The organism is uncultured Polaribacter sp. (assembly GCF_947503875.1).
GTDB lineage: Bacteria > Bacteroidota > Bacteroidia > Flavobacteriales > Flavobacteriaceae > Polaribacter.
This window is the reverse complement of the sequence record NZ_CANNFH010000009.1, coordinates 1-17,119: the sequence shown is the minus strand read 5'-3', so window position 1 is coordinate 17,119 and position 17,119 is coordinate 1. Positions and strand designations below refer to the sequence as shown.

Below are 17,119 nucleotides of genomic sequence, written 5' to 3'. Positions count from 1 at the left end.
TCAATCAAAAAAAATAGTCCCTCAATTATGAAAAAGAAATATACATATACTACGATATTTGCACTATTGTTAAGTTTAACAATAAGTGCTCAGGAGTATTTATACTCTAATCAGAATAAATTATTGGGTACATTAAACCCAAGTTTTTACGGGTTTAAAGAAGCAGCGAGTATTGGTGTTTCTTATGCCACCCAAAAAATGTTAAACGAAAATAATTTTATTCAAAATACCTTTGCATTTAGTTCTTTTTATTTTGAAGATTACAATTTTTCTATTGCTTTAGATGTCAATCAGTTTCAAATATCCGATTTGGGTTTTAATGCTACACAGGCGAATCTACATTATATTTATAAAGTACAATTGTCTAATTTTTGGACTTTAAACGCGTCTCTTACTTTAGGTTATGGTAATAATAGATTAGATTTTTCTTCATTAGTATTTGGCGATCAAATAGATGTTTTTTCTGGTAATATATCTAGTTTTTCTATAGACCCTATAAATGCAAATAGTAGAGTTAGTTATTTTGATTCTGGTGTTTCGGGGCACTTGCACAACAATAAAAATATGTTTTTTGGATTAAGTTTTAAACATATAAACAAGCCAAATGTTTCTTTAAATGAAGTCGATAAAGACTTAAAAGACCTTTTTATGTCTTTACAAGCAGGATATGAGTTAGATTTAAACCCATTAAACAGAGGCTTTTTACCAGAAAATTCTTACTTATTTCTTTATGGTTCTTTATCAAAACAAAGTACTAAATCTCGAATTAGTATGTATCAAGAAATTGTGTTAGATAATTTTTCTTTCGGATTAAATCAGCATTTAAATAATTTTAAAACAGTTAATTTAACTACTTTAGGCACTACTGCATCTGTTTTTTATAACCAGTTAGAACTAGGGTTTAACTATTCTTTTGAAATGGACAGCAAAAAAGTAACGAGTATTCCTTACAACTATTTTGAGCTTTTTGTTGTATTCGATTTTTCTAAAATAACAGGTCGTTTCTCTAGTAATAGAAACAGTAGGTTTAACAATTATTAGTTTATTTATTTTATATAGGTTTTGTGAAAGTTTTACATTACTCCTGTTTAATCTTTTCATTATTTAATTTTCTACTTTTATGAAAAAAAGTCATAAATAAACACACACTTTTAAAAATATAATAATAATTATAAGTTAGATTTTAATTTTGAGCTTTAAAATTTAGAGTAATCTATTTCTATTAAATTTTAAAAAAGTAAAATTTATTTTTCAAATTGAAATCATCACTAAAAAAGGAAACAGAACCCTATTAAAATTAAGCTTATTTCTTATATTTGTGTTTCCTAAAAAAGACACAAATTATGTTTAATAATTTAAGCGAAAAGTTAGATAAAGCCTTACATACCCTTAAAGGATATGGTAAAATTACCGAAATTAATGTTGCAGAAACTTTAAAAGAAGTTAGAAGAGCACTTTTAGATGCCGATGTAAACTTTAAGATAGCTAAAGAATTTACTAAAAAAGTACAAACCAAAGCAATTGGCCAAGACGTACTTACTACTTTAAATCCAGGGCAATTAATGGTAAAACTCGTAAAAGACGAGTTAACAGAATTAATGGGAGGTGAAACTGTAGGTGTAAATTTAGGAGGATCACCAACTATAATTTTAATGTCTGGTTTACAAGGTTCTGGTAAAACTACCTTTTCTGGAAAATTAGCAAATTACTTAAAAAACAAGAAAGCAAAACAAGTCCTTTTAGTAGGGTGTGATGTTTATAGACCTGCTGCAATTAATCAATTGCAAGTTGTTGGCGAGCAAATTGGGGTAGAGGTTTATGCAGAGGTTGGTAATAACAATCCTGTAGAAATTTCTCAGAATGCCATAAAACATGCCAAGGCAAATGCTAAAAATGTGGTTATTATAGATACTGCTGGTCGTTTAGCAGTAGATGAAGAAATGATGACCGAGATTTCTAATATTCATAAAGCTATAGCGCCACAAGAAACTTTGTTTGTAGTAGATTCTATGACAGGGCAAGATGCTGTAAATACAGCAAAAGCCTTTAATGATATTTTAAATTTTGATGGTGTTGTTCTTACAAAATTAGATGGAGATACGCGAGGTGGAGCAGCTTTATCTATTAAATCTGTTGTAGATAAACCAATCAAATTTATTGGTACAGGAGAAAAAATGGATGCGATTGATGTTTTCTATCCAGATAGAATGGCAGATCGTATTCTTGGAATGGGAGATGTTATTTCTTTAGTAGAAAGAGCGCAAGATCAATATGATGAGCAGGAAGCTAGGAAACTACAGAAAAAAATTGCTAAGAATCAATTTGGTTTCGATGATTTTTTAAATCAAATTCAGCAAATTAAAAAAATGGGAAGCATGAAAGACCTTATGGGCATGATTCCTGGCGCTGGAAAAGCTTTAAAGGATGTAGATATTGATGATGATGCTTTTAAAGGTATTGAAGCAATTATACATTCTATGACTCCATCTGAAAGAAGCACACCAACTACTATTAATGCAAGCAGAAAGAAAAGAATTGCTAAAGGTTCTGGTACTTCTATACAAGAGGTAAACCAGCTCATGAAACAATTTAACCAAATGAGCAAAATGATGAAAATGATGCAAGGTGGTGGTGGCAAAAAAATGATGCAAATGATGCAAGGAATGAAATAGTATGATTTAAAAAGCTGCTCTAAAAAGTGGCTTTTTTTATTATATAAGCAATAATATTAAGAATTAAAACAGACGAATGATTTTACTTGACGGAAAAAAAACAGCAGCAGATATTAAGGAGGAAATTGCGCTAGAGGTTAGAGAAATTAAAGATAATGGATTAAAAGCGCCTCATTTAGCAGCCATTATTGTAGGCAATAATGGGGCAAGTGTTACTTATGTAAACGCTAAGGTAAAAGCTTGTGATCGTGTTGGTTTTGAATCTACTTTAATTCGTTTAGAAGAAAACATTACAGAGGAAGAATTGTTAAATGAGATTGAAGTTTTAAATGTAGATAATGATATAGATGGTTTTATTGTACAGTTACCATTGCCAAAACATATAGACGAACAAAAAGTATTAATGGCTGTAGATCCAGATAAAGATGTAGATGGTTTTCACCCAACAAACGTGGGTAAAATGGCTTTAAATTTACCTACTTTTATATCTGCAACTCCTTATGGTATTTTAGAATTATTAGAACGTTATAAAGTAGAAACTTCTGGTAAACATGTTGTGGTTTTGGGTAGAAGTCATATTGTTGGTAGCCCAATGAGTATTTTACTTTCTCAAAAAAGAACTGTAGGTAACGCAACAGTTACCATGTGCCACAGTAGAACCAAGAATTTAAAAGAAATTACCTTACAAGCAGATATTATAGTTGCTGCTATTGGTATACCAGAATTCTTAAAGGCAGATATGGTTAAAAATAATGTAACTGTTATAGATGTAGGTATTACAAGGCTTGCAGATCCTTCTAAAAAAAGTGGTTTTAGATTAGTGGGAGATGTTGCTTTTAAAGAGGTTGCAGAAAAATCGGAATACATTACGCCTGTTCCTGGTGGAGTAGGACCAATGACTATTGCAATGCTACTTAAAAATACTTTGTTATCTTGTAAGAGAAAACAAGAGTAAAAGAAAATGAAGAGACAAAAAAACATCGATTATCTTAACGAGTATTTTCAAATATTTATTGGTGTAGTACTTACTAGTTTGGGGTTAAAAGCTTTCTTATTGCCAAATGGTTTTTTAGATGGCGGTGTTACAGGTATTGCACTTTTGGTAAGAACACAAGTAGATCTTAATATGTCTTATTTGTTGGTTCTTTTTAGCATACCGTTTTTAATTTTGGGCTACTTTACGGTTTCTAAAAGAATTGTTGTAAAATCTATAATTAGTATTCTTGGAGTTGCACTTTTTATTCATTTTGAGAATTTTCAAACCATTACAAATGATAAACTACTAATTTCTATTTTTGGTGGTTTATTGGTAGGATCTGGAATTGGAATAGCCATTAGAAATGGATCTGTTTTAGATGGTTCTGAGATCTTAGGAATTTATTTAAATGACAAATTTGGTTTAAGTATTGGTAAAATTGTCCTCTTTTTTAATATCATATTATTTACGGCTACTGCCTTTGTAGAAACTATTGAAATTGCTCTGTATTCGGTTTTAACCTACATTATTGCAGCAAAAGTAACAGACACCGTTATAGAAGGTTTTGAAGATTTTATAGGAATTACAATTGTGTCTAGAAAACACGCAGTTATTAAAAAGGCAATTTTACTAGAATTAGGTGTGGGATTAACCATTTACAAAGGCTCTTCTGGTTTTGGTAATAATGGTAAAGTAGAAGATTTTGATATTATTCACTCTATAATTAATAGAATTGATATCAAAAAAATGTACAGAGTTGTGCAAGATATAGATGACGAAGCCTTTATAATAGAATTTGATGTAAACACGGTTAAAGGTGGTGTTTTAAGACATTATATCAACAAAAAAAAGAATAGAAAACTACCTATTAAAACGAAATAATGTTTTTGTTTTTAGTTTGATTCAATTAATTTTCTTCCCTATTTACCAAATCTATAGAAAAAGCAGGTAAACAAATGGCTATATATTCACATTCGTTTTCAAAGGGATTTGAGTATTGTATTCTAGTGTTTTTTTCAATTTTGATAGACTGACCTGCTTCTAAAATTACTTTTTCGTCTGCTATTATAAATTGTTTTTTACCTCTTATAATATAAGTATATTCATCAAATTCTGGAGTTTGGTAGGGTTCACTCCAACCAGGAGGCGCAATCATATGTGCAATACTTAGCTGTTTATTACTGTCTGTTGCGTTGCCAAAATGTTCTTCTATTAATTTACCATCTGTTGTGGGCACTATAAAAGGAGATTTTTGAATAGTGTATTTTTTACTCATGTTTTAATTTTTATGAATACTAAATTAAGCATCTTCTTTCTTAAAAAAAATATTTATTGTTATTCGTATTATTGAATTAAAAAATCCTGCTTATTGCAGGATTTTATTTAAGTTTTTAATTAAAATTCAAACACTATGATTTAAGTTGGTAAGTTCAACTTATAATTTTTAATGTGTAGCTAGGCAACTTTTAAAAATAGTCTTTCACTAGTTAAACCAGACTACTAAAGATTTCATTTTGGCTAAATCTGGTATTTGCTCTATGGTAACTTTTTGGGTACTAAATTCCCTTAAACCTAGTTCTTCTTTATCTATGGCAATAGTTATATTATAGTCGTTTATAAATAATGTAGCCGTAGAAAATGTAGATTCTATGCGATTAATATTATTGTTTACATTTATTTCAGAAAAACTTGCATTTACATTAATTCCTGTTTCTGTTTTATATCTAGCATCATGAATTTCTATGCTTTTTATAGTAGAAACAGAATCTAATTGTTGTTTTGGTACAATGGTTAATAAAAGATTTCCTCCTTTTTCATAAATTAAATATTCGTCATCATCTTGAAAATAATCATCACCTAAAGCACCTTCACTTAAATTTTTTACAATAGAATCTTTTGCAAAAATAGCATCTAATTCTGTTATGGTTGTTTTGGTGTGTAAATGGCCAACTTTTCCTTTTTCAATTTTAAATTTTCCACTGTCACCACAACTTACTAGAAGTAAAGAGAGTGCAATTACTAAAATAGGTACTATGTTTTTTTGAATCATTATGGTAGTTTATACTTGTAATAACGTAGTTTTTTTGTTTTTCTTATTTTAAAACTTTTTTTAAAATTCCAAAAGCAGCTCTAATAAAAGTAGCACTAGTAAGTACTTTAACAATAGGGTTTTGTGCAGTGCTTCTTCTTCGTGATCTGGAGTTAGAAGCTCTTTCTTTAGCTCTTTCTTTATCCAAGCGCTCTTTTTCTTTTTGGTTTTTTTCTTTTTCAATAGCTTTAGCTTCTGCAATATTTATTTTATCAATTTTAGCATTTAAAAGTTCGTAAGCACTGTCTCTGTCTAAGTTTTCGTTGTATTTGTAAAATAAACGAGAGTTACCAATTACATTTTTAAGCTCTTTTGTCGTTAAAACATCCATTCTGCTCATTGGTGCTCTTAACATGGTTCTTGCTAAAGGAGTTGGTATTCCCTTTTCGTTTAATACAGATACAAATGCTTCTCCAATTCCTAATTGTGTTAATACGTCTTTAGTATTGTAATATTTAGAATCTGGGTAGTTTTCTGCAGCAAGTTTTATTGCTTTTCTATCTTTTGCGGTAAAAGCTCTTAAAGCATGTTGCACTTTTAAACCCAGTTGAGCCAAAATATCTTCAGGCACGTCTTTAGGGTTTTGTGTAACAAAATATAAACCGATTCCTTTAGATCGTATTAGTTTTACAATGCTTTCTATCTGATTTAAAAGTGCTTTAGTGGCTTCTTCAAAAACCAAATGCGCTTCGTCTATAAAAATAATTAGTTCTGGTTTATCTGCATCTCCTTGTTCTGGAAAAGTTTCGTATACTTCTGCTAACAATTGTAGCATAAAGGTGGAGAACAACTTTGGTTTATCTTGTATGTCCGTTAATCTTAAAACTGATATTATTCCTTTACCATCATTATCTGTTCTAGTTAAATCTTCTACATCAAAAGATTTTTCGCCGAAAAATAAATCGCCTCCTTGTTGTTCTATTTCTACAATTTTACGCAAAATTGCACCTGTAGAAGATGATGATATTCTGCCATATTCTGCCTGAATTTCTTCTTTACCTTCATTGGTAACAAATTGTAATACTTTTTTAAAGTCTTTAATATCTAAAAGCGGAAACTTATTATCATCACAATATTTAAAAATAATAGCAACAATACCACTCTGTGTTTCCGTTAAATCTAAAATTCTAGATAACAGAACAGGCCCAAATTCAGATATGGTGGCACGTAATCTTGTCCCATCTTGTTCAGAAATGGTTAAAACCTCTATTGGAAATTTTTTTGCCGTAAACGGAAAACCAATTTTTGCATGACGCTCATCTATTTTAGCATGCCCAGGACTAGGCGCTGCTAAACCAGATAAGTCTCCTTTTATATCCATTAACAAAACAGGGATACCTTTTTCTGATAAATTTTCTGCTAAAACTTGTAATGTTTTGGTTTTACCAGTTCCAGTTGCACCTGCAATTAAACCATGTCTGTTTAAGGTTTTTAAAGGAACTTTTACAATTGCGTTTGTTACAGTTTTTTCGCCTAACATGGCAGCACCTAGTTCAATAGCATCTCCTTTTGTTTTGTAACCTTCGTTTATAAAATCGAAAAACTCTTTTTGTTCGCTCATGAAATTGGTAGGTTTTAAAAACTTGAAACAAGTTCAGGTTTCAAGCATAAAAATAAGTAAACTTTAAGAAGTAAGAAATTATTCTGCTTATTTATTAAAGGTTTTTTTAAAAAGATGCCATTATAAAAGATTTAAATGCTTTTCGCCATTTACTTTTATCTTTTTTAGATAAATTATTGTTATCTAAAATTATACTTTTCAGGCTATATTTTGTGTTGTAAAATTCACTAGGAATTTTATTTATTTTGCAGTTATTAATATGTAATAGTATTAATGTTGGCATTCCAATTAACTGTTTAGGTAATGCAGTAAAATTGTTATAACCTAAATGTAAAATATTTACTTTTTTAAGGTTTTTAATTGAATTAGGTAGTGTTGTTAGCTTGTTGTGTTCTAAATAAAGATTGCGTAAAGTATTTAAAGAACCAATTTCTTTTGACAGATTCGCTATATGATTATTAGTTAACCACAAAGAATTTAATTTAGGTAGTTTTGCTAAAGTTCTATAAAAAGCAGCTTTATTAAGATTATTGTGCGATAGATTTATACTTGTTAAAGATGAAATATTTGCAATATTAGTAGGTATATTTTCTAAATTATTATGCTGTAAATTTAAAAATTGAATTGGTAAACCTTTAATTATTTGAAACGCTTGTTTCAAATTTAAATTTGGATTATTATTTAATGAAAGGTGTTTTAGATTTTTTAATTTTAAAATTGATTTTGGCAATAACTTTAAATCTAAACTATCTAAAATTAATACTTCTAATTTTGCTGTATTTGAAATGTTTTTAAATACTTCATCTAAGTTTAACTGTTTGTTTCCAGATAAATTTAGCATTCTTAAAGCTGTAAAAATTTGAAGGTTTTTAGGACTATTTTGTGTAGATGTATTACTTAAATCTAGCCTAAATATTTTATTGAAATTTTCAACTTTTGTAGTATTATAGGTTTCACCAAAAGAACGTTTGTAAATGTTGCAATTTTGTAACAAGAGTATACAACATAAAAGTATTAAACCGCTTACTTTACTCATTGCTAATTGTTTTAAGAATACCTGTATTTAACTCAATAAACAATTTGTCTTTTTGGTCTGTTTTCCATGGAAATCTTGGGTTTAAACCAAAACTATCATGCAGAATATTTTGTGTAAAAGCACCTAGTTTTTGCGAATTTAATCCAGCTTTTATTGAAGATGAAAAATTGTTTTTCTGATAATTTCCAAAAACAAAGGCATTTGCATAAAATAGATTGGGATAAGGAGGTTTTGTATGCCAAACGTTTTTACTGCCATCATCTGAATTTATAAGATTGTTTGGAGTTTTACTGTAATCTGGTTTTGGTGTAAATAAAGAAAGTGCAATACCAATATTAAAAATTTCTTGAGCATTTATAATTTTACTGTAACTAACCATAAGTGCACCTGTACTTCCAAAATCTGTGCCTTCTCCCAAAAAGAGATTTCCTCCTCTAAAATCGTTTTTAAATTGAATGTTTAAGGAGTTGTTGTTTTTACTAAAGCGCATTAAAAGTTTACCCAATCTCTGGTTAAAAGTATTCAGTTTTTTGGGTAAAAATTCTTTTTCGAAACCAAATCCTAAACCTCTAAATCGTTGGTTATTATTTGTTGGGCTAATTAATAAAGTGTTGTCAAAAAAAGAAGACGCTAAAAAATTTAAGTTATTTCCAACACCTACCAAAGTAAAAAAATCATAGCCATAATTAAACCCAATTACTTTTGTAGTATGTCTTTTAAATAAATAGCCACTGTATAAAGCAAGACCACTTTCAAAAGCAAAATCGTTAAATTGGCCTGTGCCAATGCCATAAGCGCCAAACTTTATTCCTTTATTTTGGTTGCCTAATTGTATTTCTGCTTTTAATACAAAGCCTAAATCTAAATTTGTTTTTTGAGCGTGAATGCTTAGGTTTCCTAAAATTACAAATAAAAAAATATGTTTTTTTAAAATGATAATAAGGCAGTTTTAATACTATTAAGTTATTTTAAAGACAAAATATTCGCAAACAATTTGTAAGCACCAGAAACACCAGCAGGCAATTCTCTAAAGAAACTTAAACCTGTGTAAATGTAATTTCCTTTGCCATATTTGGCAATTAGTAAACTTCCGTTTTTGGCAGTTTCTCCTTTGTCATTCATAGATAAAATAGGAGTGTAGGCACTATCCCAAGAATTGGGAAAATACAAACCACGCTCTTGTACCCAACCTTTAAAATCTGTTGTTGTAATTTTATTGGGATAATTTAAAACCGGATGTTTTTTATCTAAAATACGTACTGCTGCAAACTCATCTGTAACTCTGTCTCTAGAAAGTTGTAATGGGTAAGGGGCACCAACATCAACTCTTCTGTTGGTGTTGTATTGTACTATTAAATTTCCACCATTTTTAACATAATTCAACAAAAACCTTTGCTTAAATTTTAATTCTTTAACTACGTTATACGCTCTAATTCCTAAAACAATGGCATCGTATTTTTTTAAATTTTCTGCGTTTATTTTAGACGGATTTATAGTTTCTACTACATAACCAATTTGTCTTAAATTTTCTGGGATTGCATCTCCTGCACCTTTAATATACCCAATATTTGTGCCTGTTTTTTTTATATTAAGTCTAACAATTTTAGCTTCAGAATTTACTAAAACACTTTGTTTAGGAATGTGGTTGTAATTAATTTCTATCAATTCTTGGGTAAACTCTTGGGCATTAACTGTGGCGCTGACTTGTAATTGTCCTTCAGATTGTTTTTTAGGTGGTGTTACCTTAAAAATTACAGTTTGTTTATCGCTTTTCTGCTCAATATTAAAATTGATTTGCTTTGGAGAAACTGCCCAATTTTCAGGAACATTCAAACGTACAAAACCCTTGATATTATCTTTTCCTGCACGAATTGCAACTGGTATTTCTTTAGCAGCATCATCAGAAAAAATTAACACTTTATCTTTTAATTTGGTAGTTACTTTTGGCAATACTTCAAAAGGCTCATAAATTTCTCCTTTGTCACGTTCTGCATATCTTCTAACTATGTTTTTTGTTAAGGTTATTGGCGTTTTATCAATAATTAAATGAAAATCTATTTTTGCAGGTCTTGGTGTTTCTGGCTTTCCTATTAAAAGCTGGTTTTCTACTGTATACATACCTAAACTAGCTTGTTTTTTTAGCCAGTAAGGAGCAGAGTAATCTGTAGTATTAACAACCAAATCTTCTTTAAAAGTTACTCTTTTATTGGGCTCTAAAATGGTGTTTTTATTAAAGATTTTATCTTCCAAATTAGAAGAAAAAGCAACCAATTCAATAGTGGCTGAACTTCTATTTAAAGTTTCAAAATTAACAGAAACTTTCGCCATTGGCGTAGCTGAAGAACTATTAGCAGAAGCTTCTAAATACAAACCAGCGCAAGCTTCTATAATTGTCTTTATTTGTTTTGCCTTAATGTTTTTCCAATGTTTGTTTTCTAATTTTTGAATTAATTGGTAAGCTTTCATTAACGCTGGTAAATGTTTAGACGGATTTACAAAATCGAAATTTTCTTCAATTTTATATAAAATTTCACCAATTGCATCTCCTTTTTCTAAACGAGTCCAAGTGGTATTTATACCAGAAAAAATATCGTTTTTATCTTTAGGTGCATCACCTTTTAAAAACTCTAAAAACTCTTTTTGAGAACCTCTTGTGGTAAGTCTGCCAAAACCTTGGCACAAATGTTGGCTACTTGCTATAGATGCTAATTCGTTATTAGATAGGCCTTTTAATGGATAATAAGCACCAACATCAAAAGAAGTAAGTTTGCCCTCAGTAGCTTTTTCAAAATCGGCTCTATTTTTATAAAACCAAGAAGATGTGTTGAAAAACAAACGTTTTGGTTGCCAAGTTTCCGTATACTTTAATTGCTCAGGAAATCTTGTTTTATCGTTTACCAAATCAAAAGCAGCAACACTTAATATTGCAGAACTGGTGTGATGCCCATGAGTTGTACCAGGCGTTCTGTGATTAAATCTGTTGATAATTACATCTGGTTTAAAGGTTCTAATTGCCCAAACAACATCACTTAAAACTTCTTCTTCGTTCCATATTTTTAACGTTTCATCTGGGTGTTTAGAATAACCAAAATCGTTAGCTCTCGTAAAAAGTTGCTCACCACCATCTACATTTCTTGCGGCAAGTAATTCTTGTGTTCTAATAACACCCAACAATTCTCTAATTTCTGGGCCAATTAAATTTTGCCCACCATCGCCTCTTGTTAAAGATAAATAAGCGGTTCTTGCTTTAACATTATTTGCTAAGTAAGAAATAAGCCTTGTGTTTTCATCATCTGGATGAGCAGCAATATATAAAGCAGTTCCTAAGAAATTTAATTTCTCAATTTTTTCAAAAATTTCATTTGAAGTTAATTTTTTAGGTTGTTGTGAAAATAAGGTGGAAGCAAAAACTAAGCTAATTATAGAAAATAAAATTCTTTTCATTGTTAGAAAATCTGAATGCTAGTTCTGTTGCAGATAAGAACTTAATTATAAAACTTCTCGAGAACTGCATTTGCTACTTTAAGTTAAAATAAGTTTAATTTTAGTAATACTCGAGGTAACTTTTTAACTATCAACATAAAAAGAATACGAACAAATGTAGTTTTTATTCATTAAAATATGGGAGATTAACATAATTATAACGTTTATTTTTCGTCAACAAAATGGGTATAACCTGTTGATAAAATAATTTTTAGAATCACTTATAAAAGTTATATTTGTAAGACAAACTAAGATAAAAAAATCAATGAAATTTATTGTATCAAGTTCTCAATTATTAAGACAATTACAAGTTTTAGGAGGCGTTATAAATAGTAATAATACCTTACCCATTTTAGATAACTTTTTGTTTGAATTGTCTGAAAATCAATTAAAAGTTTCGGCTTCAGATTTAGAAACCACAATGACCTCTGTAGTAGATGTAGAGAGTGATAGTAATGGTTCTATAGCGGTTTCTGCTCGTTTATTGTTAGATACATTAAAAACTTTTCCAGACCAACCTTTAACCTTTAAAACAGAGGGAGAAAATACAATAGAAATAAGTTCAGATCAAGGAAAATATGATATGGCTTATTTTGGAGGAGATGAGTTTCCAAAGGCGGTAACTTTAGCAAACCCTAGTAAAACTGTTTTGCCAGCACATGTTTTAGGTACTGCAATTTCTAAAACAATTTTTGCTGCCGGTAATGATGATTTAAGACCTGTAATGAGTGGTGTGTTTTTTCAATTTAGTTCACAGAGTTTAACTTTTGTAGCTACAGATGCACACAAACTGGTTAAATATGCAAGAACAGATGTAACTGCAGATCAAACAGCAGAGTTTATAATGCCAAAAAAGCCTTTAAATTTATTAAAAGGTATTTTGGGTGGTTCAGAAAGTGAAGTTACTATTGAGTATAATGATGCAAATGCAAAATTTACTTTTGATAATGTAGTTTTGGTTTGTCGTTTAATTGATGGGAAATATCCAAATTATGAAGCGGTAATTCCTAAAGAAAACCCGAATAAATTAACAATAGATAGAGCATCTTTTCAAAATTCTGTGAGACGTGTTTCTATTTTTTCTAGTAAAACAACACACCAGATTCGTTTAAAAATGGCGGGTACAGAATTAAATATTTCTGCGGAAGATTTAGATTTTTCTAATAAAGCAGATGAGCGTTTAAGTTGTGATTATCAAGGAGATGATATGCAAATTGGTTTTAATTCTCGTTTTTTAAGTGAAATGCTAAGCAACCTAAGTTCTAGCGAAATTTTAATTGAAATGTCTTTACCAAACAGAGCAGGTATTTTAACACCAATAGATGGCACAGATGAAGGCGAACAAATTACAATGTTGGTTATGCCAGTAATGTTGAATAGTTAATCATGTAAATTATTTTTGTTATAAGACAATTCATTTATTAAGATTTAAGTCGAATTCCTTTTTTTTAAATAAATTAATAAAATGAAATTCTTTTACACGATATTATTTTTATGCTGTAGTCAAATTTTAAGTACTCAAAGTAACCCAAGCTTTTACTTAAATAAATAATATTATGTAAAAGGAGACGCTTTAACAGTTGGGAACAACATACTTAGTAAACGCAAAAGAAAGCATTTAAAAATCAATTTGTGATTAATGAGCAGATAAAAATGAGGTATGTTGATATTGATGGTGATAAAATTACATTTAGTTCTAGCCAAGCCACTTTAAATGTACCTGAAAACACAAAAAAATAATAAATGCTACTTTATATTGGTCTGCTGTTTATAGTTTTAATCGTGGTGTAAAAAGAAGGAAAGGGAGACAATATATTTACAAAGTAGGTGATGTTAGAGATGCTTCAATTCAAAAAATAAAGTTTAAAACACCTAATAACGACTATCAAGATTATAGAAGGTAAAATTCTTTTTGATGGATTTGATAAGTCTAAATATATAGATAATACACCTTATGTTTGTTATTTAGATGTAACAGATATTGTTTCTAACAATAAAAATACAAACGGAGCTTATACTGTAGCAAACATAAAAGCTACCCAAGGCTATATTTCTGGCGGTTCTGCTGCAGTTTGGTTATTACATGTTGTTTATGAAACTGAAGATGATACACCTAAGTATATTAATACTTATCATGGTTTAACCACCATAAATAAGAACCCTTTACAGGTACAATTAAAAAATTTTAAGACAGTTAAAGAAAGCAGTGTAAAAGCTTCTTTAGCTTTAGCGGCTTTAGAAGGAGATAGTGCTTTAGGTAAAGAGCAATGCCTTATTTACAACCAAAGGAAAATGAATATTTTAAAGACATCTGGTTTCAAAAAGTTAATATAGATTAACCAAATTTAGATTTATTCTCTTTTGAAGTGTTTTGAATTATTCACTTTTTTAGTATTTGTTTGTATGGCAACATAAAAAGTAAAAATCATTTGCTCATTGTTTAAATCTGTAATATTTAAAAATAAAAAAGAGGCTTTTTTTTAATTCTTTTTATGTATAATTTGATGTTAGTTCTATGTGTCTATTACAGCTTAGGTTTTTTATATCGCTGAAAATTAGTTGCTTGTTATTCCGAACGCAACGAAGTTAAGTTGACAAATCTCGTATTTAATTTGAGATTTCTCCTACCGTCGAAATGATATTAGTTTTAAATATTATAAGTTGTACCTGATTAACAAACATGGTTTTTTAAAGCGAACTCACGTTATTTAGTATTAGTTTTCTATAGAAACTTTTCTTATAGTTACTAAAGTAAGCATTTTGTAATAAGGCACATGAGCGCTTAAGTTGCGATTCTCAAGGAGATGATATGTAAATTGGTTTTAATTCTCTTTTTTAAGTGAAATGCTAAGTAACCTAAGTTCTAGCGAAATTTTAATTGAAATAAAAAAGGCTACATAAACTGTAGCCTTTTGGTTTTTTAAAAAGTAAATATTTTATTTTTTAATAATTATATTTTCGGTATATGTTGTTCCGTTAGTAATTACTTTTACTGCATAAACACCATCTCTTAATCTATAGTTACCCATTGTAACTCTACTTTGGCTTCTTACGTTTCTAATATACCTGTATTGTATTAAACGCCCTTGCATATTAAATAGTTTTATGTGAGCACTACCTTCTAAGTTTTTTAATTTTACATTAAATATCCCTTTTGAAGGATTTGGGAAAACCGTAACCGTATTTATTTTAACGGGTTGTTCAAATACATCTTCATTGGTTTTACAAGTTGCATTACTAGCACCTAGAGTATATCCACGTCTTAAGAAAGATTTTACTGCCCTTTTGTTTACACTAAATTCTTTAGGTCCTCTTCTGGTATTGTAATGAAGCAATACTTTATCATTATAATTGCCTCGTCTGTTTTTAGACCTAGTATCTATTACACAAATTTCAATAGAATCTATTGCAGAACAGCCATTGCTATTTGTTACAGTAACTGTATATGTAGTGGTTACTCTTGGTTTTACTATTGGTTGTGCTTTTGTAGAAATTAAATTTCCAGCTTCGTCTTTCCATTCATAAGTAAAACCTTTTCCACCACTTACGGTAGGGCATAAGTGTGCTGTTTCTGCATAACCCAAGAACACTGCGTTTCTCTTTTGACCAGAAACCGTTTTAAAATCAGGAATTGTAACTGTTGGTGTATCACCAAGAACAGTAACAGTTACCGCTTTTGTTGTGGTATTTCCGCTTTGATCGGTTACGGAAACGTTTACGGTATTTTCACCTAAATCATCACACCCAAAAGAAGTAACATCTAAGGCAGTGTTTGCAATAGAACAGTTATCACTTGTAAATACAGTTTCCTCAGGAATTGGTAAATCATCACAATTAGAAATATCAAAATTAAAATCTCCTTGTGCCCATCTTCCATGTCTATTTTTATAATAGAACCATCCGCTTAAACCAAAATCGCTATCGTATAAATTTGCTTTTATACCTAGTTGAAATCCAACTTTCCTGCTAACTGGAGCATGGTAAATAGGTACTTCTGTACCAGAATTATTGCCTGCACCTGTTAATTTACTGCCAGACGCTAATTCGTAATACATCCAATTTTCATAAGATTTTTTAGTATGCCAAAACCCTTTATAGGTTTTTCCTTTTGCACGCCATTCGCTCCAAGTACTTGCGTTTTTAAGATTTAAAGTAACAATCCATTTGTCTTTACTGTTAAACTTATTAACTAAAGTACCTGCTACGTTTGCAGTACCATCTAAATTTTTGGTAATTTTTCCGCCATTGGAATCAAACTTATATAATGCTCCCCAACGTTTTGCAACATCTGTTCTAACACTATAATCTACTTTTTCTTTTTTAGATTTAGAAGCATCTTTAGATGCTGAACGTTCATAATTATTGTTGTAGTTTTTTACATAATTACTCAAATACATTGCATGAAATTTAGCATCGGTTACATTACATTCTTTACCAGTTTCAATATCGTCTGCATTAGAAACTAAAACATCTTCTGGTGTTATTGTAGCATTACCATTGGCATCTAAAGCGACTTGTATATTTTGAGTTTCTACTATTGGAGCAATATTATCTGTAACTGTAACAATTGCAGTTGCAGAACTTACATTTCCATTAATATCAGTAGCCGTTAATGTTACGGTATTCTCACCTAAATTATCACAACTAAAAGAGGTATTATCTAAAACAAGTGAAGTTATTCCGCAAGCATCAGTAGAACCGTTATCTATTTGATCTTGAGTTATAGATGCGTTTCCGTAAGTATCTAAAAACACTTCAATATTTTGAGTAACAACATTTGCTGGTGTAATATCTTGAACTTTAACTATTGCCTTTGCTGTTGCGATATTACCGCTTGCATCAGTAACCGTTAAAATTACTGGGTTTTCCCCAACATTTTCACAAGTGAAGTTAAGGATATCTAAAGAAGTAGTAAAATTGCAGTTGTCTGTAGAACCATTATCAATCATTTCTGGAGTAATTGTTGACGTTCCATTAGCATCTAGATCAACTGTAATATTTTGAGTTAAAACTGTTGGTGCAATAACGTCTTGCACAGTAACAATTGCAGTTTTTGAAGAAACATTTCCATTAACATCTGTAACCGTTAAAGTAACCGTGTTTTCGCCAACATTCGCACAATCAAAAGAAGTAATGTCTAACACAGAAGACTGTATCGTACAATTGTCAAAAGAACCATTATCAATTATTTCTGGAGTAATTGTTGACGTTCCATTAGCATCTAAATCAACTGTAATATTTTGAGTTAAAACTGTTGGTGCAATAACGTCTTGCACAGTAACAATTGCAGTTTTTGAAGAAA

12 protein-coding genes are annotated in these 17,119 nt (G+C 29.9%); 5 read left to right on the top strand and 7 right to left on the bottom strand.

The annotated features are described in order from the left end of the window. The first annotated feature begins 27 nt into the window (after positions 1-27). The 4 genes from Q0684_RS13050 to Q0684_RS13035 all read left to right on the top strand — a co-directional run bounded on the left by Q0684_RS13050 (position 28) and on the right by Q0684_RS13035 (position 4,530). Positions 28-1,041, top strand: a complete 1,014-nt coding sequence (locus Q0684_RS13050) for a type IX secretion system membrane protein PorP/SprF (protein WP_299017648.1) — start codon at positions 28-30, stop codon at positions 1,039-1,041. Between the two features lie 302 nt (positions 1,042-1,343). Continuing rightward, a complete protein-coding gene (ffh, locus tag Q0684_RS13045) occupies positions 1,344-2,672 on the top strand; it encodes a signal recognition particle protein (RefSeq protein ID WP_299017645.1) in 1,329 nt (442 codons plus the stop codon). A 76-nt stretch (positions 2,673-2,748) separates the two neighbouring features. Next, positions 2,749-3,627: a bifunctional methylenetetrahydrofolate dehydrogenase/methenyltetrahydrofolate cyclohydrolase FolD gene (gene folD / locus Q0684_RS13040; RefSeq protein WP_299017642.1), complete on the top strand. Its 879-nt coding sequence runs from the start codon at positions 2,749-2,751 to the stop codon at positions 3,625-3,627. Positions 3,628-3,633: 6 nt separating this feature from the next. Next, positions 3,634-4,530: a YitT family protein gene (locus tag Q0684_RS13035; RefSeq protein WP_299017639.1), complete on the top strand. Its 897-nt coding sequence runs from the start codon at positions 3,634-3,636 to the stop codon at positions 4,528-4,530. A gap of 25 nt (positions 4,531-4,555) precedes the next feature. Here Q0684_RS13035 and Q0684_RS13030 read toward each other — a convergent pair whose 3' ends face one another. The 6 genes from Q0684_RS13030 to Q0684_RS13005 all read right to left on the bottom strand — a co-directional run bounded on the left by Q0684_RS13030 (position 4,556) and on the right by Q0684_RS13005 (position 11,778). After that, positions 4,556-4,924 carry a cupin domain-containing protein gene (locus tag Q0684_RS13030; RefSeq protein ID WP_299017636.1) on the bottom strand — a complete coding sequence of 123 codons (369 nt, stop codon included), beginning with the start codon at positions 4,922-4,924 and terminating at the stop codon, positions 4,556-4,558. 207 nt (positions 4,925-5,131) lie between these two features. Then, entirely contained in the window at positions 5,132-5,698 is a 567-nt protein-coding gene (locus tag Q0684_RS13025; RefSeq protein ID WP_299017634.1) for a hypothetical protein, read from the bottom strand. A gap of 43 nt (positions 5,699-5,741) precedes the next feature. After that, positions 5,742-7,298, bottom strand: coding sequence for a helicase HerA-like domain-containing protein (locus Q0684_RS13020; RefSeq protein WP_299017630.1), 1,557 nt, complete (start codon positions 7,296-7,298; stop codon positions 5,742-5,744). 106 nt (positions 7,299-7,404) lie between these two features. Beyond that, the gene (locus Q0684_RS13015) at positions 7,405-8,334 is read right to left on the bottom strand and encodes a hypothetical protein (protein ID WP_299017627.1); all 930 of its coding nucleotides are present in this window, start codon (positions 8,332-8,334) and stop codon (positions 7,405-7,407) included. After that, positions 8,327-8,998: a hypothetical protein gene (locus Q0684_RS13010; RefSeq protein WP_299017625.1), complete on the bottom strand. Its 672-nt coding sequence runs from the start codon at positions 8,996-8,998 to the stop codon at positions 8,327-8,329. The genes Q0684_RS13015 and Q0684_RS13010 overlap by 8 nt, the downstream gene beginning before the upstream one ends. 299 nt (positions 8,999-9,297) lie before the next feature. Beyond that, positions 9,298-11,778: a PIG-L family deacetylase gene (locus Q0684_RS13005; protein ID WP_299017622.1), complete on the bottom strand. Its 2,481-nt coding sequence runs from the start codon at positions 11,776-11,778 to the stop codon at positions 9,298-9,300. Between the two features lie 304 nt (positions 11,779-12,082). On the opposite strand from Q0684_RS13005, the gene dnaN reads away from it, so the two are divergent. After that, entirely contained in the window at positions 12,083-13,201 is a 1,119-nt protein-coding gene (gene dnaN, locus Q0684_RS13000; RefSeq protein WP_299017619.1) for a DNA polymerase III subunit beta, read from the top strand. A 1,552-nt stretch (positions 13,202-14,753) separates the two neighbouring features. On the opposite strand, the gene Q0684_RS12995 is transcribed toward dnaN, so the two are convergent. After that, on the bottom strand, positions 14,754-17,119 hold a 2,366-nt coding region (locus Q0684_RS12995), incomplete at its 5' end, for a T9SS type A sorting domain-containing protein (protein ID WP_299017616.1).

Coding starts and splice junctions, on each gene's coding strand:
- Q0684_RS13050 (WP_299017648.1), top strand. CDS start 28: ATGAAAAAGAAATATACATATACTACGATATTTGCACTATTGTTAAGT.
- ffh (WP_299017645.1), top strand. CDS start 1,344: ATGTTTAATAATTTAAGCGAAAAGTTAGATAAAGCCTTACATACCCTT.
- folD (WP_299017642.1), top strand. CDS start 2,749: ATGATTTTACTTGACGGAAAAAAAACAGCAGCAGATATTAAGGAGGAA.
- Q0684_RS13035 (WP_299017639.1), top strand. CDS start 3,634: ATGAAGAGACAAAAAAACATCGATTATCTTAACGAGTATTTTCAAATA.
- Q0684_RS13030 (WP_299017636.1), bottom strand. CDS start 4,924: ATGAGTAAAAAATACACTATTCAAAAATCTCCTTTTATAGTGCCCACA.
- Q0684_RS13025 (WP_299017634.1), bottom strand. CDS start 5,698: ATGATTCAAAAAAACATAGTACCTATTTTAGTAATTGCACTCTCTTTA.
- Q0684_RS13020 (WP_299017630.1), bottom strand. CDS start 7,298: ATGAGCGAACAAAAAGAGTTTTTCGATTTTATAAACGAAGGTTACAAA.
- Q0684_RS13015 (WP_299017627.1), bottom strand. CDS start 8,334: ATGAGTAAAGTAAGCGGTTTAATACTTTTATGTTGTATACTCTTGTTA.
- Q0684_RS13005 (WP_299017622.1), bottom strand. CDS start 11,778: ATGAAAAGAATTTTATTTTCTATAATTAGCTTAGTTTTTGCTTCCACC.
- dnaN (WP_299017619.1), top strand. CDS start 12,083: ATGAAATTTATTGTATCAAGTTCTCAATTATTAAGACAATTACAAGTT.